We start from the raw sequence: 20,317 nt of genomic DNA, 5'->3' as shown, positions 1-20,317 counted from the left end.
CGCATGGACGAAGTTGACGTTTGTGCTGTTATGGGGTGGTATCGGGTGCGGTGGTGCCGGGCTTTCGATCAATGGGGATCGGAAGGGACGCGCCCATCGTGGAGGAGTGGCGCATGCCTGCGACGCCGTACGGCCGAGCTGGATCGGGGGACGTGCTGCCCCCGCCCCGCAGCTTCGGCGAGGAGGGCGGGCGCCTGTCCTACGGCGGCTACCTGCGCCTGCCCGAGCTGCTCGCCCAGCAGGAGCAGCGGTCCGGGGCCAGCGACGAGCTGCTGTTCATCACCGTCCACCAGGTCTACGAGCTGTGGTTCAAGCTCCTGCTGCACGAGCTGGAGCGGATCAGGGACGCGATGATCGAGGGCGCGCTGTGGCGCGCCAGGCACCTGTTCCGCCGCGTCCACGCGGTGGAGAAGGTCATGGTCGACCAGGTCCAGGTGCTGGAGACGATGACGCCGCAGGACTTCCTGGAGTTCCGGTCGGTCCTCGCCCCCGCGAGCGGTTTCCAGTCGGTCCAGTTCCGTGAGCTGGAGTTCCTCTCCGGCGCCAAGGACCCGTCGTACCTGGGCCGGCTCCGGGACGCCGACGACGCGGAGATCGCCAGGTTGCGGCGGCGGCTCGCCGAACCGACCCTGTGGGACGCCTACCTCATCGCCCTCTCCCAGCGGGGCCTGCCGGTCTCCGACGAAGAGATCATGGACTCCCTGCTGGCCGTGGCCCGTGACCGGGGATCGTACGACGACCTGTGGGACCTGGCCGAAGATCTCCTCACGCACGACGAGACCACCGCCCTCTGGCGGATGAGGCACGTGCAGATGGTGGAGCGCCAGATCGGCACGAAATCCGGTACGGGAGGCTCGTCCGGGGCACCGTACTTGAGGGGACGGACGCGTTTGCACTTCTTTCCCCTGTTGTGGGAACTCCGGGCCTGGCTTTGAAATCCTCACAAGGGAGTGAGTAGCGACATGCCGCTCGAAATGGCGCTAGATCGGCAGGAATCGGATGAAGCATTGGATGAGCTTCTCCGTCTCGCCGCCGAGAGGTGCGCGCACGCGCCGGGAGCGCTGCAGGTGGAGGGCGAGGACCCCCTGGCCTTCCTGAGACGGTACTACCGCAACGTCCCCGTCGAGGACCTGATCGACCGCGACCCGGTGGACGTGTACGGCCCGGCGATGGCCCACCGCCACCTGGCCCAGCACCGGCCGCAGGGACGCGCGCTGGTCCGCGTCTACACCCCGACCCTCGAGGAGTGCGGCTGGGACCCGGGCCGCACCGTGGTCCAGATCGTCACCGACGACATGCCGTTCCTGGTCGACTCGGTGACGACCGAGCTGGACCGGCACGAGATCGGCACCCACCTGATCGTCCACCCGCAGATGCGGGTGCGCCGGGACATGACCGGCGAACTGCTCGTCGCGGGCCAGGAGGACGTGACCGGGCAGGTCGTCCGCGAGTCGTGGATGCACATCGAGATCGACCGGCAGGGCGATCACGGCGTGCTCAAGGAGCTGGAGAACGACCTGCAGCGGGTGCTGCTCGACGTGCGCTGCGCGGTCGAGGACTTCGCCAAGATGCGGGCGCTCGCCGTGCAGACCGCCGAGGACCTGGCGGTCAACCCGCCGCCGCTCGACCCCGCGCAGGTCGAGGACGGCATGGAGCTGCTGCGGTGGCTGGCCGACGGCCACTTCACCTTCCTCGGCTACCGGGAATACCGGCTGGAGGACACCGACGGCGGCGCCGCGCTGCGCGGCCTGCCCGGCACCGGGCTCGGCATCCTGCGGGCCGACAAGGCGGGATCGGCCAGCTTCGCGGCCCTGCCGCCGAAGGTGCGGGCGAAGGCCCGGGAGAAGCAGTTGCTGATCGTCACCAAGGCCAACAGCCGGGCCACCGTCTACAAGCCCCACTACCTCGACTACGTCGGGATCAAGGTCTTCTCGCCCGAGGGCGAGGTGATCGGCGAGCGGCGGTTCCTCGGGCTGTTCACCCACGTGGCGTACAACGAGTCGATCTCCCGGATCCCGGTCCTGCGGCGCAAGCTCGCCGAGGTGCTGGAGCGCGCGGGGCTGTCGCCCGACAGCCACGACGGCAAGGATCTGATGGAGATCCTGGAGACCTACCCGCGCACCGAGCTCTTCCAGATCTCCGTGGACGAGCTGCTGCCCATCGCGCTCGGCGTGCTGCGGCTACGCGAGCGCAAGCAGGTCAAGCTGTTCCTGCGCCGCGACGACTACGGCCGCTACATCTCCTGCATGATCTTCCTGCCGCGCGACCGCTACACCACGAAGGTCCGCCTGCACATGCAGCGGATCCTGATGAAGGCGCTCGGCGGCACCACGCTCGACTACAGCACGATGATCGGCGAGTCGGCGCTGGCCCGGCTGCACATCGTGATCCGCGGCGAGCGCGGCAAGCCGCTCGGCGAGACGCCGGTCGACGTCGAGGAGCTGGAGGCGCGGCTGGCCGCCACCACCCGCACGTGGGAGGACGACCTCGCCGCCGCGATCGGCGAGCTGTGCCCGGAGGAGGAGGCGCCGCGGCTGCTGCGCCGCTACGCCTCCGCCTTCCCTGAGGGGTACAAGGCCGACTTCCCGGCCCGTACGGCCGTGGCCGACCTCAAGCGGCTGGAGGCGCTCGGCGAGGACCCGAACGCCATCGGCATGAACCTCTACGAGCCGTACGGCGCGGCGGAGGGGGAGCGGCGCTTCAAGCTCTACCGGCTGGGCGCGCCGATCTCGCTGTCGCGGGTGCTTCCGCTGCTCACGCGGATGGGCGTCGAGGTGGTGGACGAGCGGCCGTACGAGATCGACCGCGACCACGACCCGCAGACCAAGGACGCGTGGATCTACGACTTCGGCCTGCGGTACACCCCCTCCGAGGAGGTGCACCGCGACGAGTTCAAGCGGTTGTTCCAGGACGCGTTCGCCGTGCTGTGGCGCGGCGAGGTGGAGAACGACGGCTTCAACGCGCTCGTGCTGGCCGGCGGGCTCACCTGGGAGCAGGCCGAGATCCTCCGGGCGTACGCCAAGTATCTGCGGCAGGCCGGGACCACGTTCAGCCAGTCGTACATAGAAAGGGTGCTGCAGGGCAACGTGCGGCTGGCCCGGCTGCTGGTGCGGCTGTTCGAGGCCAGGCTCGACCCGCGCCGGCCGGACGACGCCAGGGCGGAGGTCTGCGACGCGCTGACCGAGGAGATCCTCGCCTCGCTGGACGAGGTGGCGTCGCTCGACGAGGACCGCATCCTGCGCGCCTACCTGGAGATGATCCAGGCGACGCTGCGCACCAACGTCTTCCAGGCCGCGCGTGAGGACGGCCGCGAGGCGGGAGCCGCCGGCAGCCAGTTCGTCACCGGCAGGCGCAAGGCGTACATCTCGCTGAAGGTCGACCCGCAGGCGATCAGCGTGCTGCCGCTGCCCCGGCCGAAGTACGAGATCTTCGTGTACTCGCCGCGCGTCGAGGGCGTGCACCTGCGCTTCGGCAAGGTCGCCCGCGGCGGCCTGCGCTGGTCGGACCGCATGGAGGACTTCCGCACGGAGATCCTCGGCCTGGTCAAGGCGCAGATGGTGAAGAACACGGTCATCGTGCCGACCGGATCGAAGGGCGGCTTCGTCGTCAAGCAGCCCCCTGTGCTCAAGGACGGCGGCGGCGGGCGCGACGAGTTCATGGCCGAGGGCGTGGCCTGCTACCGCCAGTTCATCTCCGGCCTGCTCGACCTGACCGACAACCTGGTCGCCGGGCAGGTCGTGCCGCCGGCCGACGTCGTGCGGCACGACGGCGACGACACCTACCTCGTGGTCGCCGCCGACAAGGGCACCGCGACGTTCTCCGACATCGCCAACGCGGTGGCCAAGGAGTACGGCTACTGGCTCGGCGACGCCTTCGCCTCCGGCGGTTCGGTGGGCTACGACCACAAGGCCATGGGCATCACCGCCAGGGGCGCCTGGGAGTCGGTGAAGTACCACTTCCGCACGCTCGGCGTGAACGTGCAGACCACCGACTTCACCGTGGTCGGCATCGGCGACATGTCCGGCGACGTGTTCGGCAACGGCATGCTCCTGTCGGAGCACATCCGTCTCGTGGCGGCCTTCGACCACCGGCACGTGTTCGTCGACCCCGACCCGGACGCCGCGCGGAGCTTCGCGGAGCGGCGGCGGCTGTTCGAGCTGCCCAGGAGTTCGTGGGGCGACTACGACAGGTCGCTCATCTCGGCGGGCGGCGGCGTGTGGCCGCGCACGGCGAAGTCGATCCCCGTCTCGCCGCAGACGCGCGCCGCCCTCGGCCTGCCGCACGGCGTCACCGCGCTCGCGCCGAACGACCTGATCAGCGCGATCCTGCGGGCCCCCGTCGACCTGCTGTGGAACGGGGGCATCGGCACGTACGTCAAGGCGTCGTCGGAGACCCACGCCGACGCGGGGGACAAGGCCAACGACGCGCTGCGGATCAACGCGGCCGACCTGCGCTGCAAGGTCGTCGGCGAGGGCGGCAACCTCGGCTTCACCCAGCGGGCGCGAATCGAGTTCGCGCTGAACGGCGGCCTGATCAACACCGACTTCATCGACAACTCGGCCGGTGTGGACACCTCCGACCACGAGGTGAACATCAAGATCCTGCTCGACCAGGTCGTCCGCGACGGCGACATGACCGACAAGCAGCGCAACCAGCTCTTCCTCGACATGACCGACGAGGTGGGCAGGCTCGTGCTGGAGGACAACTACGCCCAGAACGTCGTGCTCGCGGCGGCCCGCGCCCAGGCGCCGGAGATGCTGCACATCCACTCCCGCTATCTGCGGAAGCTGGAACGCGAGGGACTGGTCAACCGGGAGCTGGAGTTCCTGCCGTCGGACAAGGTGCTCGCCGAGCGCCGCCAGGCCGGGCTGGGGCTGGCGAACCCCGAGTTCGCGGTGCTGCTCGCCTACACCAAGCTCGTGGTGGACGCGGAGCTGCTGCAGTCGGACATCCCCGACGACCCGTCGCTGGCGTCGTGGCTGGTGTCGTACTTCCCCTCGGCCCTGCGCGACCGCTTCCGCGGGTACATGGACTCCCACCCGCTGCGCCGGGAGATCATCACGACCCGGATCGTGAACGACGTGGTCAACTTCGGCGGGACCAGCCTCGTCTACCGCTTCGGCGAGGAGACCGGCGCGTCGGCGCCCGACATCGTGCGGGCCTACCTGGTGACCCGGGAGGTCTTCGACCTCCCGTCGTTCGTGCGGCAGATCGAGGAGCTGGACAACGAGGTCGACACCGCGACCCAGCTGGCCATGCTGCTGGAGGGCCGCAAGCTGTCCGAGCGCGGCACCCGCTGGCTGCTCGGCAACCGCCGCCCGCCGCTCGACCTGTCCTCCACCGTCCGCTACTTCGTCGAGGGCGCGGGCGGCCTGCTGCCGCACCTGCCCAAGCTGCTGACCGGCCCCGACCTGGTGGCGTACGAGGAGCGCAGGGACTCCTTCGCGGCCAGGGGCGTGCCCGGGGAGCTGGCCGAGCGGGTCGCGGCGATGGTGCCCGCCTACTCCACGTTCGATCTCGTGGAGATCGCGGCGTACACCGGCAGGCCGGTGAGCGAGGTGGCCGAGGTCTATTTCGACCTGGCCGACCGGCTCCAGCTCGCCCGGCTGCGCGAACGGGTGATCGCGCTGCCGCGCGACAGCCGGTGGAACTCCATGGCCAGGTCCGCGCTGCGCGACGACCTGTACGCCGCCCACGCGACGCTGACCAGGGACGTGCTGATCCACAGCCGGCCGGGCCTGTCGCCGGAGGAGCGGCTGGCGAGCTGGACGGAGGCCAACCAGGCCGCGGTGACGCGGTCGCGACAGACGCTGTCGGAGATCTGGGAGAGCGACACCTTCGACCTGGCGACGCTGTCGGTCGCGCTGCGCGCGGTGCGGACGCTGGTCTCCACCAGCAACCTCCCGCACGCGGAGGCGTGACCGTGCTAGTGCCGCATCAGAGAACCGCTGCCCCGCAGTGACGTGACGCGCCGTTCGGATGCTGGTCCGTGCGGCGCGGTCTCGCCAGGCTGCCCGGGTGGCAGAAAGGACAGCCGCGTCGGCGACTGGGCCGCGGCGAACAACGTCGAACTCTGTCGCCTGAATCGGGCTGATCCTAAACGGCTGTGTCACCGGCCGCGTCGATCCCCACTTCGTTCGCCTCTCATCAGGGCAGGCGGGCGTGTTCGGCTCGGGTGGCAGCGATCCGCTCACGCGCGAGCGTACGGGCCCGCTTGGTGTCGTCGCCGGTGAGTCGGGCGAGGATCGTTGCGAGCGGCCTGATCTGGCCCCAGCCGCCCCAGTGACCCTCGGGGATCTCGGTGGGGAATACCCAGATCCGGCTGGCGTCACGCGGCCAGGCGCCCTTCTCCGCGTCGAGGATTGCCTCGGTGACCTCGGCGATGACGCTCGCACGCTTCTGCTCGTCGAGCTGGCCCTCGGGGACGGACGGGACGACCTTGTAGCGAGGTGCGTCCGCGGGTTCTCCGCCGACGTAGATGCCGGCCGGTCGGTGCAGCCAGAGCCAGGAGACGGAACGGCTCACCGGGTCGGCAGGGTCGAATCCCTCGTTGCGGACGAGGATCTCGGTGATGCGGTTCAACAGGGCCGCCTCGGCGTCCGGCTGGAGCGCGCCGTCGGGAATGTACACGTCGAGCATGGGCATGGTCGATCTCCTTGATGAGTTTAGTTCTTCAACTCAGGCCGGAGTCTACGAAGGCTAAGTACAACTTGTAAACCCAGATGCGTACACTAGTCCCATGGAGACGCGGCGAATCGACCCAGTGAACTGCTCGGTGGCGCGCGCCCTCTCGGTGGTGGGGGAGCGCTGGTCGCTGCTGATCGTTCGTGAAGCGCTGGACGGCGCGCGCCGGTTCGGAGAGTTCCACTCCCGCCTCGGGATCGCCAGAAATCTCCTGGCGACTCGGCTCGAGACCTTGGTGACCGCGGGAGTGATGCGCCGCGTGCCCTATCAGGAGCCCGGGGATCGGCAGCGCTTCGCCTACGAGCTCACCGAGCAGGGCCGGGCGTTGCGGCCCACGCTCGTGGCGCTCCTGGAATGGGGCGACACGTACCTCGCCGACCCGCAGGGCCCGTCGGTCATCGTCCGGCACCGGCCCGTCGACGATGCGAGCTCCTGCGACGAGCCGGTCAAGGTCGTCCTACAGTGCGCTGCGGGGCACAGCCACCTCGCCCCGGAAGACGTCTGCCGCACGCCCGGGCCGGGCGCGCGCTTCGTGGAAAGCTCCTGAGATCCAAGGATCGTACTGAGCAACTCATATCGTGAGCAGCATGATCCAAGCAGTGGGGCCGACGCCTGCGCCATGGGGCAAACGTCGGATGCTGCGGCACTAGGTCGTCAGCGGTTGGAGCCGCCGGTGACGATGCCCTCGTAGCCGACGACGTGCGCGGGCGCGGTGGACGCCTTGGGCGGCACCGCGCTCACGTACTGCTGGGTCTCGACGATCTGCCGCTTCTGCCGGATGAACAGGTCCTTGGTGGGGCTCAGCAGCCAGCGGGCCGCGGCGGGGACCGTCACCGGACGCCCCTCGCCGCACTTGAGCCCCTGCGGGACGGGCGTCCAGGAGGACGTGCGGATCAGGGTGTACAGCATCATCGCGCCGCCGTCGCGCGTACGCAGCGCGAAGATCGGATAGTTGGGCGCCGAGGCGAAGATCGACTCGTAGTTCATGCAGTCGTCGGCCTTCGCCGACTGCTTGGTCTCGCTGATCTCGTCGAAGAAGCCGGTGGTCTGCGGGCCCGGGGCGATCAGCCCGGAGGCATAGCCCTTGGGGCCCTCCTCGGCGACCGTGGCGTGCAGCGGGCCCATCAGGTTGGGACTGATGGCCACCGTGGCGTCGCGCGACTCCAGCGCCGTGGCGTACCCCTCCGCGTCGAGGGCGACCGAGGGCGGCTTCTCGCCGGGGTAGAGCAGGGACGCGAAGCTGTTGCGCCACGGCCCGTCCTTGCTCTGCCGTACGAACGTGAACACGGCCGTGCGGACGTCGCCGGACGCGTCGCGCCGCTCCGCTGTGGCCGCGAACCAGACGGCCGGGCGGCCGCTCTGCCGGGGCACGAGCACCTCTCGCTCGTCCCAGGTGTAGCGGGCGGGCTTGCCCTCGCGGGAGTGGATCTCGGCGATCGTGATGGGCCGCTGGCCGTCCTGGGTGAGCAGGAGCGCCCACCGGCCGGCCCCGGCCTGCCTGAGCACGTCGTCGGTGTCCAGGAACGCGTCGAGCGCCCGGGAGGCCTCCTCCAGCGTCACCGCCGGGGGGCTGGGGGACGGCGACGGGGTGTCGGCGGGACTCGGCAGGGCGGAGGTGGCCGCCGCCGGGCTGGCCGGCGACCGGGCGGGCTCGGCGCCCGAGCAGGCGACAGCCGTACAGCTGAGGAGGGCAAGGGCCAGCGCGCTCCGAACGACCCCGTTCACGCCAGCCTCCCCATGCAATCGATCCACATGCTACCGAGGTGCGCTGCCTGACAGGGTCTCCGATTCGCGTACCCTTTACAGACGTGGCAGTCATCGATCCAGCCGAAGAGATCAACGAGCTTGGCGGCACGCTGAAGAGCATTCAGGACGTGCTCGACCTCGACGCCCTGCGCAAGCAGATCGCCGAGTTGGAGGAGCAGGCTGCCGCGCCCGACCTGTGGAACGACCCCGAGCAGGCGCAGCGGGTCACCAGCCGGCTCTCGCACCTGCAGGCCGAGGTCAACCGGGTGGACGGCCTGGGCCGCCGCCTGGAGGACCTGCCGGTCCTGTTCGAGCTGGCCGCCGAGGAGGGCGACGAGGACGCGCTGGCCGAGGCCGAAAAAGAACTCGCCGCGCTCAGGTCCGAGGTCGGCGCGCTGGAGGTCCGCACGCTTCTGTCGGGCGAGTACGACGCCCGCGAGGCCCTGGTGACCATCAACGCGCAGGCGGGCGGCGTCGACGCGGCCGACTGGGCACAGATGCTGCTGCGCATGTACCTGCGGTGGGCCGAGCGCAAGGGCTACCCGGCCGAGGTCTACGAGACCTCCTACGCCGAGGAGGCGGGCATCAAGTCGGCCACCTTCGCGGTCAAGGCCCCCTACGCGTACGGCACGCTCAGAGGCGAGCACGGCACCCACCGGCTGGTGCGGATCAGCCCGTTCGACAACCAGGGCCGCCGGCAGACCTCGTTCGCGGGCGTGGACGTGGTGCCCGTGGTCGAGCAGACCGACCACATCGACATCAACGAGGACGACCTGCGCATCGACGTCTACCGGTCGTCAGGCCCGGGCGGCCAGGGCGTGAACACGACCGACTCGGCCGTGCGGATCACCCACCTGCCGACCGGGATCGTGGTCTCCTGCCAGAACGAGCGGTCCCAGCTGCAGAACCGCGCGACGGCGATGGCCGTCCTCCAGGCCAAGCTGCTGGAGCGCAAGCGGCAGGAGGAGGCCGCGGCGATGAACGAGCTGCGCGGCGAGGCGACCACGTCGTGGGGCACGCAGATCCGCAACTACGTGCTGCACCCGTACCAGATCGTGAAGGACCTGCGCACGGGCGTGGAGGCGGGCAACCCCACCGCCGTGCTGGACGGCGACCTCGACGAGTTCATCGAGGGCGAGATCCGCTGGATGCGCCGCCAGGAGTCCGGCGACGCCGCCCAGTAGAGGTATCAGTAACCGCTGATGTGGCCGAGCGCCACCAGCACCACGACGAGCAGCACGATCAGCGCGATGACCAGGGGCGACAGCCCCATGAACCCGTGGTGGTGAACCTTGGCGCGGCCCTCCCGGCAGACGGGGCAGCGCCCCTCCACCACGGGGCCCGCGCACGCGGCGCAGATCAGATGTTCGCAGCTCATAGCAGCTTTACCGCCCCATCGCCCAAGGGCTAATCGTTTTGTTTCCGTTATGGACGTTCCATGCCAGTGTTACCCCTAGACTGGCCTACGGCCAAACGGAACGTCGATCCAGAGCAAAGTGACCGGCGACCCCCGGACCGGCCGTCCCACCCCCTAGACTGGCTAGCCGTGATGCGCCCGTGATCCATTTCGATAATGTCACCAAGGTCTACGCGAACCAAAACCGGCCTGCCCTCGACCACGTGAGCGTGGACGTCGACAAGGGCGAGTTCGTCTTCCTGGTCGGTCCTTCAGGGTCGGGGAAGTCAACCTTCCTCCGGCTGGTGCTGAAGGAGGAGCGGCCCAACAGCGGCTCCATCCACGTGGCCGGCAAGGACCTGTCGAAGCTGTCCAACTTCAAGGTGCCGCACCTGCGCCGCCGCATCGGCTGCGTGTTCCAGGACTTCCGGCTGCTGCCGAACAAGAACGTGTACGAGAACGTGGCGTTCGCCCTGGAGGTCATCGGCAAGCCGCGCCGGTTCATCCGCAAGGTCGTGCCCGAGGTCATCGAGCTCGTCGGCCTGGAGGGCAAGGCGCACCGCATGCCGGAGGAGCTGTCCGGCGGCGAGCAGCAGCGGGTCGCCATGGCCCGCGCGTTCGTCAACCGGCCGATGATCCTGCTGGCGGACGAGCCCACCGGAAACATCGACCCCGCCACGAGCATCGGCATCATGAAGGTGCTCGACCGAATCAACAGGACCGGCACGACCGTCCTCATGGCGACGCACGACGCCGCGATCGTCGACTCCATGCGCAAGCGCGTGGTCGAGCTCGAGGACGGCAAGATCGTCCGCGACCAGTCGCGCGGCGTGTACGGCCAGGCGTATTAGGAGTAACAGGGACCATGCGGGCCAACTTCATCTTCTCCGAGGTCTGGATCGGCCTTCGGCGCAACCTCACGATGACCATCGCGGTGATCGTGACCGTGGCGGTCGGCATGGCGCTGCTCGGCGTCGGAATGATGATCAACTCCCAGGTCTCGAAGCTCACCGGCTTCTGGACCGACAAGGTCGAGGTGTCGGTCTTCCTGTGCGTCAAGAACTCCTCCTTCCCCACCTGCAAGAACAAGGGCGGTGTCACACCGGAGGAGAAGGCCAACCTGGAGCAGACGATCAAGGGGCTGCCCGAGGTCGAGCGGGTGGAGTTCGAGAACCAGGCAGAGGCGTACAAGAAGTGGCAGCAGCAGGAGAACAACCAGACCCTGCTCGCGGTGACCAAGGTCGACAGCATGCCGGAGTCGTTCCGAGTGAAGCTGAAGGACCCGGACAAGGCGGCGGCCGTCGCGGCGAGTCTCAAGGGCCAGCCGGGAGTCGCGAATGTGATCAACGAACGCGACCTGCTCGAATCGGTCTTCGGCTTCATGGACAAGCTGCGTTACATGGCGCTGGGCATCGCCGCCCTCATGTTGTTCGCGGCCATCCTGCTGATCGGCAACACGGTCCGGCTGTCGGCGTACAACCGCCGCAGGGAGACCGGCATCATGCGGCTGGTCGGCGCGTCCAACATCTACATCCAGCTGCCGTTCGTCATGGAGGGCCTGATCGCCGGCCTCATCGGCGGCGTGCTGTCCGGTGTGATCCTGATCATCGTCAAGGTCTTCATCTTCGAGTCGATCCAGACGTACATGGCCGCGCCCCTCGGCTGGGACACGGTCGCCGGTGTGATCACGGGCACCATGGCCATCGGCGTGCTGATCTGTGTGCTCGCCTCGTTCGTCACCCTGCGCCGCTACCTTCGGGTGTGATCCCGCACCGGTCGCGCAGCTCGTTTCCGCCCCTCGCGGCAACGGTAGGCTCCCCTTATGCCACGTGAGACCGGGCGCAAGCTGATCGCCCAGAACAAGCGTGCCAGGCACGACTTCTTCATCGAGGACACCTACGAGGCCGGGCTCGTCCTGACCGGCACCGAGGTCAAGTCCCTGCGGGCGGGAAAGGCCAACCTGACCGACGGCTACGCCTCGGTCGAGGGCGGCGAGCTCTGGCTGATCAACGTGTACATCCCGGAGTACAGCCAGGGCACCTGGACCAACCACGCCGCGCGGCGCACGCGCAAGCTGCTGCTGCACCGCAAGGAGATCGGCAAGCTCGAAGCGTCGCTGAAGGAGAAGGGCCTCACGCTGATCCCGCTGTCGATGTACTTCAAGGACGGCCGGGCGAAGATCGAGATCGGCATCGCCAGAGGTAAGAAGGACTACGACAAGCGGCAGACGCTGATGGAGAAGCAGGCGAACCGGGAGATGGCGCGGGCCATGTCGAACGCGGTCCGCCGCCGGGGGGGCCGTTAGTCCGTGTCCTTCCGAAGATTCGGGGTCGTCCGGGCGAGAGCCGTACGGGCCGCGCTCGCGCTGGGCCTGACCGCGCCCCTGCTGACCGCCTGCTTCGAGGAGCCGTCGCCGCACGAGGCGGTGCGCGACTTCCTCGTCGGCTGGCAGACGGGGGACTACGCGGCCGCCGCGCGGCGGGCCGACGGCGACCAGGCGGCGGTGCGTAAGGCGCTGGAGGACGCCCGCCTGCAGCTGGACGCCGCCTCGGTCCGCTTCTCCCTGCGGGCGATCAACCAGGACGGCGACGCCGCGCAGGCCGGCTACCACGCCGAGGTGGACCTCGGGGAGAACAACCCCCTCTGGCAGTACGACGGCGACCTGCCCCTGCACCTTGTCGGCGGCCAGTGGAAGGTGCGGTGGTCGCCGAGCGTCATCCACCCCGACCTGCACCCCGGGCAGCGGCTCGCGGTCGCCACCGTCCCCAAGGGCCGCAAGCCCATCCTCGACCGCAACGGCAACGCGCTGCAGGACGAGACCGTGCTGCACGTCGCCGGGGTCACCCCCGCCAAGGTCAAGGACCCCGGTCGGCTCTGCGACCAGTTGTCGAAGATCACCGGCTTCGCGCAGGACCGCCTGCTGAGCCGCATCCTGTCGTCGCCCCCGCAGGACTTCGTCCCCCTCGCGACGTTCGGACGGACGAAGTTCGCCCAGATCAGGTCCAAGCTGGAGGCCATCAGAGGGCTGGAGTTCCAGACCGACAACCCGCCGGTCGCGCCCAAGTCGCCCACCCAGATCGTCGGTGTGGTCTCGGCCATCACCCCGGAGGCGGAGCAGCGGCTCGGCGGGCCGCAGCGGGCCGGCGACACGCTCGGCCGGGACGGCCTGCAGGAGGCCTACCAGGACCAGCTCACCGGCTCGACCGAGACCCGGGTCGTCATCCTGGACAACGCCACCGGGCAACAGGTCAAGGAGCTCAAGGCGTGGCCGGGGCGGGAGAACTCCTCGGTCCAGACCACGATCGACAGCCGGCTGCAGAGCGCCGGGGACGCCGCGGTCGCGGGGTCCCGCCCGGCCGCGCTCGTCGCGGTGCAGGCCTCCACCGGCGAGGTGCTCGCCGTCTCCACCAACCAGCTGCACCAGGAGGACGACGCGCTGGCCGGCAAATACGTGGCGGGCAGCGCCTTCTCGATCATCGCCGCGGAGGGGCTGCTCCAGTCGGGCCTCGACCCGAAGCAGAAGGTGCCGTGCAGCGCCGACCGGACCGTGGGCGGGGCGCGCTTCCAGCAGCCCGGCGTAGACGGTGTGACGACGCCCACCTTCCAGACCGACTTCGCGCAGGGCTGCGTGACCGCTCTGGCGTCGCTGGCCCGGCGGATCAGCGGCCAGCGGCTCGCCGCCAGCGCGAGCCAGTTCGGCATCGGCAGCGACTGGAAGCTGCCGCTGAAGACCTTCAGCGGGTCGATCGCCGAGCCCGACGGCGACGCGGCCATCGCGAAGATCATCGCCGGGCAGGGCGCGCGGGTCAGCCCGCTGGCGATGGCACTCGTCGCCGCGGCCGTCAGGTCCGGCACGTGGCGGCCGCCGACGCTGGTGGTCTCGCCCGTCGCGCCCGATCCGAGCGCCGAGGGCGGCACCACCGCGGCCGCCGCGCAGCCCGTGACGCTCGACCCCGCGGTCACCGCGAAGCTGCGCACGCTCATGCGGGCCGGTGTGTCGTCCGGCGCGGCCTCCGCCGCCTCCGCCCCCGGTGATCCCGTGTACGGCGTGGCCGCCGAGGTCACCCAGACGGAGAAGAAGGAGCGCACGAAGCTCTCGTGGTTCGTGGGCTGGCAGGGGGACGTCGCGGTCGCCGTGCTGGCGAAGAGCGGCGACCTGTCGTCGGCCCCGGCGATCGCCGGGAGCTTCTTCCGCACGGCTCAGCCCCAAACCTGAAAAATGCGTGAGGGCGAGCAACCATCGGGACGGCGACCGGCGTCTTTCTAGGTGACTGGGACCCGCTTGGGGGGTTGCGGGCCCAGTCGCCGTGATGAGGACAGGGCTCCATCTCGGGGGGAGCCCTGCCATCCGGACCGGCTCGACCCTGCCGGTCGGCCCCCGGGGCGTGCGCCAGAGGCCGCGTCCCGGGGGCTTCGGCGTCCCACCGGCCGGGCGGAATTGGAGTCGCGCCACCGGTGTTGTCATGAGTAAGCTTGTGACGCCGGCCCTCCGGGGCCGGGTTGACAACTGCACAGGGGGTGACCGGTTTCGACTTCGACATTGCAAGTCAGGGGAAGCGGGTCGGGGACTGCGGACATAACCCCGTCAACACTGTGACCGCGAACCAATAAGTGCCAATAACAAGAGCACTGAGGTCAGCCAGGCTTCCCTGGCTCTCGCCGCCTAAGCAGCGAGAAACCTCTGTCAGCCCGGGAGTGCCTTCGGCCCGGAACTGACATCGCTAGAAGGCTCAACCGTCCGGCCCGGTCACGGGGCCGTACGGGAAATCAAACAGTGACTGGGCCCGTCGGCGACTCGCCTGTGAGATTGCCGGGGCCGAGAAAATCGCAACAGGCTGCACCCGGAGAAGCCCTGTCTTGGTGTTGAAGGACGCGGGTTCGATTCCCGCCACCTCCACATCTCCGCGGAAGGGCGGGGAGGAAGCCGACGCTTCTTCCCCGCCCTTTTCGCGTCTTAGACCCGTTGCGGCTGCCCGTCAGGGGTGAGCGGGGCGGAGGCGCGGTGGACGAGGTCGGGCAGGAGGGTGGCCAGACCGGCCAGCGCCAGCGCGGCGCCGAGCCACAGCGGGGCCCGCAGCCCCCAGGCGTCGATGACGACGGCCCCGATGGAGGAGCCGAGGATGATGCCGAGGGTGATGAACGAGGAGTGGACGGTGTTGACCAGCGGGCCGGCGTTTCCGGCTCGCTGAACGCGGGTGGCCATCGCCGGGTTCATGGTCACGCCGACCAGGCCGACGCCCATCATGCAGGCGACCGTCGGGCCCGGCAGGTCGGCGAAGGCGGCGAAGCCGGTGAGGAAGACCATGTTCAGGACGAGGCCGATCGCGAGGACGGGAACAGTGTGGCGGTCGGCGAGGCGGCCGATAATCGTGTTCCCGACGACCGTGGCGGCTCCGTAGGCGACCAGCAGCAGGGGGACCGTTGCGGGGGAGAACCCGGTGACCTCGGTGAGGATGGGGTTGAAGTAGCTAAAGGCCGAGAAGGTGGCGCCGATGATGAGCGTGCTGGTCGACAGCGCCAGCCACAGCCTGGGCCTGACGAAGACGCCGGCCTCCTCGCGGAGACCGCCGCTTTCGGTGTGGTCCAGGCGCGGCACACCGATCAGGGTGGCCACCGCGGCGATCAGGGCGAGCAGAGAGATGGCCCAGAACGCCGCCCGCCAGCCGAACCGCTCGCCGATCACCGTTGACAGCGGCAGCCCCAGGAGGGTGCCCAGCATCAGGCCGTTCATGGCCACCGCGATCGCCCGGCCGCGGGCCTCGGGCCGGGTGAGACGGGCACACAGCGAGATGCCGACGCCGAAGAAGGCTTGAGAGGCGATGCCGGTGATGATCCGGGCACCCATCATGGTGGCGTAGCCGGTGGCCGTGGCGGCCAATGCGTTGCCCGCCAGGAACACCGCGAGCAGCGCCGTCAGCGCCGTGCGCGGCGGCAGCTTCCTTACCGCCACGGTCAGGAATGGTCCCCCGGCCGCCATGGCCACCGCGAACGCGGTGATGAGGTAGCCGATCTGGGGAACGGTGGCGTCCAGCCCCGCGGCCATCTGCGGCATCAGCCCGGCGACCGCGAACTCGCTGGTCACCATGGCGAAGATGCCGAGCGCCAGCACATACACGGCATGAGGCACGAAGGCCTCCTCTCACAGAGTTTTGGATAGATCGGTTCAAAATTAGGGCATGTAAGGACGCCGTTCGGGCGCGGTGGTGCCGGGGCCGGCGGCTCAGCGGGTCAGGGCGTCCAGGGTGATCTCGGCGATGGACTCCAGGGCCGCGCGGTCCGCGCCTCCCTGGCTGGAGACGCGCATGCCGGCGATGGCCGCGTTGACGAATCGGGCCAGCGCCACCGGCTGGCGCGCCGAGGCGACGCTTCCGTCGCGGCGGCCCTCCTCGATGGTTGTGCGGAGGGCCGACAGTCGCCGGGTCGAGTCACGCTGCAGTATTTCGGCCGCCCGGGTCTCGTGGGCGGCCGCTTCCACCGTGGTGTTCACGCCCAGGCAACCCGGGCCGCGACCGCCGGTCCGGTTCGCGGTCTCATCCTCGACGACCAGGGCGAGCAGGGAGCGGATGCGATCGGCGCCGCTCCTCGTCGAGTCCTCCAGGATGGACAGGTGGGCGGTGGTCATGCTGTCGAGGTAGCGATCCAGCGCGCGCTCGAACAGATCCTGCTTGCTCTTGAAGGTGTTGTAGATGCTGCTGCGGCCCAGTCCGGTGGCCTCGCACAGGTCCTGTGTGGAAGCGGCCTCGTAGCCCTTCTTCCAGAACGTGCGCATCGCCGCGTCCAGGGCCCACTCCTCGTCGAACGTCCTCGGCCGGGCCATGCGGGCAGCCTAACATAGTTTTGAACCGAACGTTGCAATACTCTTGCCCATGGCGCCCTGGGACCCACCCGCGGAGTGGCTCTCAGGTATGACGAGTACCTAGAGTCGGGGCGTACGTGGGAGGGGGCCTGTGGTGGGGGAACGGGACGTGGTGGTGCGGCGGTCGCTGCCGTCGGAGCCGGCCGTACGGGGATCGGCCTCGCTGTTCCTGACGGAGGCGGAGCGGCAGGGGGTGCGGGCCGGGCGCAGGATGCTGTACGTCGGCCCGGAGCCCGCGTCGGAGCACGTGGCCGCCGGGCTCCGGATCGAGCCGGGCACGCCGGTGCTCGCCCGGCGCAAGCTGCTGCTCGCCGGCGACGTGCCGGTGCGGGTCGCCACGAGCTTCCTGCGGCTCGATCTCTTCGCGGACACCCCGTTGTGTGAGCCGGGCTTCCTGTCGCCGAGCCTGCAGTCGCGGATCGAGGAGCTGGGCCACCGGTTCGGACGGGCGGAGGAGCAGCTGGTGGCCCGGCCGCCCCGGGACGACGAGGCGGCCACGCTGCACCTCGACCCCGGAGAGTGGGTGGTGCAGATCGTGCGGGCCGCCTACTCGGCCGACGACCTGCCGATCCACGTGCTGGAGACGGTCTGCGCGGCCTCTCGCCACGTCTTCGACATCGTTCAGGTGAGCGGCGCCGACGAGTTCTGAGCGGCGTAGGCGCCTCGCGAAGAAGCTGTGGTACGGCGTAGTACGGGTCGCTACGATGGAACGATGAGCGCCAGACCCAGACCTGTCGATGTCAGTGTGCGGCAGTTCGTCAGTGACTCCGGCAGCATCACCCGGGGGCTACGGCAAGGGCAGCAGTATGTGTTGACGATCAATGGTGAGCCGCTTGCCGAGGTCATCCCGATCAAGCGTCGCCGGGCCGTGCCGACCGCGGAGGTGCTTGCCGTTTTCGCCACCGCGCCTGTTCTCGACGCCAACGAACTCCGTGCGGATCTGGACGCCGTGATCGATCAGGAGCTGCCCGCCGATCCGCTTGAGGGGACCGGTCTGTGAGGCATGCGGAGGGTGTGCTCGACACCAACGTCGTGGCCGTCCTGCCCCTGTTCGACGCCGCCGAACTCCCGGAAGCATCCCTGATCACCGCTGTGACGCTCGGGGAGTTGTCGGACGCCCCGCATGCCACCACCGACCCGATCAAGCGGGCCCGGAGGATAGCGGTCCTGCAGCATGTCGAGGCGACCTTTGACGCGCTGCCCTACGACGCCGAGGCTGCCCGGATGTACGGCCAGATATGCGCTGCGGTTCGTATCTCTGGCCGCCAGCCACGCGGCAGGGTGGCAGATCTGATGATCGCCGCGATCGCGGCCGGCAACGGGCTTCCTCTCTACACCGCCAATCCGAAGGACTTCGCCGGTCTCGACGGCATCGTGGAGGTCGTGGCCGTATCGAGGCCTCCGGACGCGACGGCCTAGGTGAGCGGCGCCGACGAGTTCTGAGCGGCGTAGGCGTCGATCTCCGCGAGCAGGGCCGACTTGCCCCCGGCGTCGAGGAAGGACGCCTCCACCGCGGCGCGGGCCAGGTCGGCGACGCCCTTCTCGTCGAGGGAGAGCAGCTCGGCCGCCACGGCGTACTCCTGGTTGAGGTCGGTGCCGAACATGGGCGGGTCGTCGGTGTTCACTGTGACCGGCACTCCGGCCGCGACCAGTGCGGGCAGCGGATGCTCGGCCAGGCTGGGCACGGCCCGGGTGCACACGTTGGAGGTGGGGCAGACCTCCAGCGTGATCTCGTGCTCGGCCAGGTGCTCCAGCAGCGCGGGGTCCTGCACGCTGTGGATTCCGTGGGCGATCCGCTCGGCGCCGAGTGCGCGTACGGCGTCCCAGACGCACTCGGCGCCCGTCACCTCACCGGCGTGCGGCACGGAGTGCAGGCCGGCGGCGCGGGCTCGGGCGAAGTGCGGGGCGAACATCGACCGGGGCACCCCGGCCTCGCCGCCGCCGAGCCCCAGGCTGATCAGTCCCTCCGGCCGGTGATCGAGCGCCAGGGACAGCGTCCGGTCGGCGGCCGGGATCCCGAAGTCGCCGGGGATGTCGAAGCACCAGCGCAGCACCGTGCCGTAGTCCGCCTCGACCCGGTGGCGGGCGTCCTCGATCGCCTCGCACAGCTCCTCCGGGGTCATGCCCTGGGCCAAGTGCAGGTACGGCGTGATGGTGAGCTCGGCGTACCGCACCCGCTGGGCCGCCATGTCGCCGCCGATGCCGTGGATCAGCGTCCACAGGTCGCCGGGCTCCCTGACGAGGTCCACGACCTGCAGGTAGACCTGGAGGAAATGGGGGAAGTCGCGGAAGTCGTAGAACGCCTCGACCAGCGCGGGGTCGGCGGGTACGGGCGTCGACCCTTCGTATCGCGCGGCCAGTTCGGCGACGACGCGCGGCGACGCCGCGCCGACGTGGTGCACGTGCAGTTCCGCCTTGGGCAGCCCGGAGATGAACCGGGTGAGTTCCGGAGAGATCACGTGGCGACGGTAACAACCGCCTGTGGGCCGCCTCCAAGCGATTTCGCGGTATCTCACATCACTTTGTCAGGATCGGGCTCATCTTCCGGCCGGCAGCTCGCTGAGCACCACGACGACCGTCCTCCTGGTGCCGTCCGGACGCATCAGCTCCACCCGCACCCTGTCGCCCGGTTTGAGCGTGGCCAGGATCTGCGACAGGTCGCTGGCGGTGGGGGTGGCGGTGCCCTCGACCTTGACGATCACGTCGCCGGGGCGGATGCCCGCCTTGTCCGCGCCGCCGCCGGGAGACACGGAGCCGACGGCCACGCCGACCGGTTCGCCGCTCGCGTCGACCGCCGTGCCGACCCGTACGCCGAGGGCCGCCCGGCGGCTGTTGACGACTTGGCCGTACCGGATGATCTGGCGGGCCACGTCGGTCGCGGTGTCGCTCGGGATCGCGAAGCCGAGGCCGGGCGCGGTGCCCTGCTGCGGATCGACGGCCGCCAGCGTCGGGATGCCGATGACCCGGCCGGACAGGTCGACCAGGGCGCCGCCGCTGTTGCCGGGGTTGATGGGCGCGGAGGTCTGGATGGCGTTGGTGATGGTCGCGGCCCCGCCGCCGGCGTGCCTTTCGCCCGTCACGGTGCGGCCCAGGGCCGACACGATGCCCTGGGTCACGCTGCCGGAGAAACCGAGCGGGTTGCCCATGGCGAGCACGATCTGCCCGACCTTGAGGTCGGCGGAGCGGCCGAAGGTGGCGGGCGTGAGCCCGGTCGCGTTCTCGACCTGGATCATCGCCAGGTCGCCGGGGGGATAGGAGCTCACCAGCCGGGCCTTCCTCGGCTTGCCGCCGGTGGCCAGCGTGACCTGGAACTCGCTCGCGGCGCCCACGACGTGGGCGTTGGTCAGGATGTGGCCTTCGGTGTCGTAGACGATGCCGGAGCCGAGGGCCTGACCTGTGGTGATCTGCACGATCGACGGAAGGACCCTCTTGATGACCTGCTCGTAGGTCGTCTCGAGCTCGATCGGGCGGCTGGGCACGGGCGCCGCCGTGCCCGTCGTCCGGGCCGCGTTCGGGGTGGCGGTCTCGCCCGGGGTGGTTCCCGACGCGCATCCCCCCGCGACCAGCGCGGCCACGGCCGGGCCGGCGACCGTACGGAGGACCTTCCGTGAGAGCTGCATAGCCCCCTGTCTACC

The 20,317-nt window shown here is 69.7% G+C and carries 18 protein-coding genes and 1 other RNA gene; 12 read left to right on the top strand and 7 right to left on the bottom strand.

The genetic code is table 11. The features are described from left to right. Positions 1 to 113: 113 nt before the first annotated feature. Together ACWEQG_RS08510 and ACWEQG_RS08505 are read left to right on the top strand one after the other, a co-directional pair. Positions 114 to 935, top strand: a complete 822-nt coding sequence (locus tag ACWEQG_RS08510) for a tryptophan 2,3-dioxygenase (protein WP_452283004.1) — start codon at positions 114 to 116, stop codon at positions 933 to 935. A gap of 27 nt (positions 936 to 962) precedes the next feature. Next, positions 963 to 5,921 carry an NAD-glutamate dehydrogenase gene (locus tag ACWEQG_RS08505; protein ID WP_452283002.1) on the top strand — a complete coding sequence of 1,653 codons (4,959 nt, stop codon included), beginning with the start codon at positions 963 to 965 and terminating at the stop codon, positions 5,919 to 5,921. Between the two features lie 226 nt (positions 5,922 to 6,147). Here the strand turns inward: ACWEQG_RS08505 and ACWEQG_RS08500 are convergent, their stop codons facing one another. Next, positions 6,148 to 6,645: a hypothetical protein gene (locus tag ACWEQG_RS08500; protein ID WP_452283000.1), complete on the bottom strand. Its 498-nt coding sequence runs from the start codon at positions 6,643 to 6,645 to the stop codon at positions 6,148 to 6,150. A 94-nt stretch (positions 6,646 to 6,739) separates the two neighbouring features. Between ACWEQG_RS08500 and ACWEQG_RS08495 the strand changes: the two genes are divergently transcribed. Beyond that, on the top strand, positions 6,740 to 7,231 hold the full coding sequence (locus ACWEQG_RS08495) for a winged helix-turn-helix transcriptional regulator (protein WP_452282998.1): 492 nt from the start codon (positions 6,740 to 6,742) through the stop codon (positions 7,229 to 7,231). 107 nt (positions 7,232 to 7,338) lie between these two features. Here the strand turns inward: ACWEQG_RS08495 and ACWEQG_RS08490 are convergent, their stop codons facing one another. Beyond that, entirely contained in the window at positions 7,339 to 8,409 is a 1,071-nt protein-coding gene (locus ACWEQG_RS08490) for a hypothetical protein (RefSeq protein WP_452282996.1), read from the bottom strand. An 83-nt stretch (positions 8,410 to 8,492) separates the two neighbouring features. On the opposite strand from ACWEQG_RS08490, the gene prfB reads away from it, so the two are divergent. Continuing rightward, positions 8,493 to 9,614 (top strand): peptide chain release factor 2, encoded by a 1,122-nt coding sequence (prfB, locus tag ACWEQG_RS08485; protein ID WP_346228272.1) that lies wholly within the window; start codon positions 8,493 to 8,495, stop codon positions 9,612 to 9,614. A gap of 5 nt (positions 9,615 to 9,619) precedes the next feature. On the opposite strand, the gene ACWEQG_RS08480 is transcribed toward prfB, so the two are convergent. Next, entirely contained in the window at positions 9,620 to 9,808 is a 189-nt protein-coding gene (locus tag ACWEQG_RS08480; RefSeq protein ID WP_346228271.1) for a hypothetical protein, read from the bottom strand. Positions 9,809 to 9,987: 179 nt separating this feature from the next. Here ACWEQG_RS08480 and ftsE point away from each other — a divergent pair, with 179 nt between their 5' ends. From ftsE to ssrA, 5 genes are all read left to right on the top strand, one after another. Further along, on the top strand, positions 9,988 to 10,677 hold the full coding sequence (gene ftsE, locus ACWEQG_RS08475; protein WP_079315626.1) for a cell division ATP-binding protein FtsE: 690 nt from the start codon (positions 9,988 to 9,990) through the stop codon (positions 10,675 to 10,677). A gap of 14 nt (positions 10,678 to 10,691) precedes the next feature. Next, positions 10,692 to 11,591: a permease-like cell division protein FtsX gene (gene ftsX / locus ACWEQG_RS08470; protein WP_452282994.1), complete on the top strand. Its 900-nt coding sequence runs from the start codon at positions 10,692 to 10,694 to the stop codon at positions 11,589 to 11,591. 57 nt (positions 11,592 to 11,648) lie between these two features. Beyond that, positions 11,649 to 12,131, top strand: coding sequence for an SsrA-binding protein SmpB (smpB, locus tag ACWEQG_RS08465; RefSeq protein WP_182906179.1), 483 nt, complete (start codon positions 11,649 to 11,651; stop codon positions 12,129 to 12,131). Between the two features lie 3 nt (positions 12,132 to 12,134). Then, positions 12,135 to 14,042 (top strand): penicillin-binding transpeptidase domain-containing protein, encoded by a 1,908-nt coding sequence (locus ACWEQG_RS08460; protein WP_452282992.1) that lies wholly within the window; start codon positions 12,135 to 12,137, stop codon positions 14,040 to 14,042. A 298-nt stretch (positions 14,043 to 14,340) separates the two neighbouring features. Then, positions 14,341 to 14,726: a transfer-messenger RNA gene (gene ssrA / locus ACWEQG_RS08455) on the top strand. Between the two features lie 54 nt (positions 14,727 to 14,780). On the opposite strand, the gene ACWEQG_RS08450 is transcribed toward ssrA, so the two are convergent. Beyond that, on the bottom strand, positions 14,781 to 15,953 hold the full coding sequence (locus tag ACWEQG_RS08450) for an MFS transporter (protein WP_452282990.1): 1,173 nt from the start codon (positions 15,951 to 15,953) through the stop codon (positions 14,781 to 14,783). Between the two features lie 93 nt (positions 15,954 to 16,046). Further along, the gene (locus ACWEQG_RS08445; protein ID WP_452282988.1) at positions 16,047 to 16,643 is read right to left on the bottom strand and encodes a TetR/AcrR family transcriptional regulator; all 597 of its coding nucleotides are present in this window, start codon (positions 16,641 to 16,643) and stop codon (positions 16,047 to 16,049) included. A gap of 130 nt (positions 16,644 to 16,773) precedes the next feature. Here ACWEQG_RS08445 and ACWEQG_RS08440 point away from each other — a divergent pair, with 130 nt between their 5' ends. The 3 genes from ACWEQG_RS08440 to ACWEQG_RS08430 all read left to right on the top strand — a co-directional run bounded on the left by ACWEQG_RS08440 (position 16,774) and on the right by ACWEQG_RS08430 (position 18,101). Further along, positions 16,774 to 17,331 carry a UTRA domain-containing protein gene (locus ACWEQG_RS08440; RefSeq protein ID WP_452282986.1) on the top strand — a complete coding sequence of 186 codons (558 nt, stop codon included), beginning with the start codon at positions 16,774 to 16,776 and terminating at the stop codon, positions 17,329 to 17,331. A 63-nt stretch (positions 17,332 to 17,394) separates the two neighbouring features. Beyond that, positions 17,395 to 17,682 carry a hypothetical protein gene (locus tag ACWEQG_RS08435; RefSeq protein ID WP_452282984.1) on the top strand — a complete coding sequence of 96 codons (288 nt, stop codon included), beginning with the start codon at positions 17,395 to 17,397 and terminating at the stop codon, positions 17,680 to 17,682. A 14-nt stretch (positions 17,683 to 17,696) separates the two neighbouring features. Continuing rightward, a complete protein-coding gene (locus ACWEQG_RS08430; protein ID WP_452282982.1) occupies positions 17,697 to 18,101 on the top strand; it encodes a PIN domain-containing protein in 405 nt (134 codons plus the stop codon). Here ACWEQG_RS08430 and ACWEQG_RS08425 read toward each other — a convergent pair. Together ACWEQG_RS08425 and ACWEQG_RS08420 are read right to left on the bottom strand one after the other, a co-directional pair. Next, the gene (locus tag ACWEQG_RS08425; protein WP_452282980.1) at positions 18,098 to 19,141 is read right to left on the bottom strand and encodes an adenosine deaminase; all 1,044 of its coding nucleotides are present in this window, start codon (positions 19,139 to 19,141) and stop codon (positions 18,098 to 18,100) included. The genes ACWEQG_RS08430 and ACWEQG_RS08425 overlap by 4 nt on opposite strands. Before the next feature lie 78 nt (positions 19,142 to 19,219). Continuing rightward, on the bottom strand, positions 19,220 to 20,302 hold the full coding sequence (locus ACWEQG_RS08420) for a S1C family serine protease (RefSeq protein WP_452282978.1): 1,083 nt from the start codon (positions 20,300 to 20,302) through the stop codon (positions 19,220 to 19,222). Between the last annotated feature and the right edge of the window lie 15 nt (positions 20,303 to 20,317).

It is taken from the genome of Microbispora sp. NPDC004025 (assembly GCF_053604425.1).
This window is presented reverse-complemented; position numbering and strand designations above follow the sequence as displayed.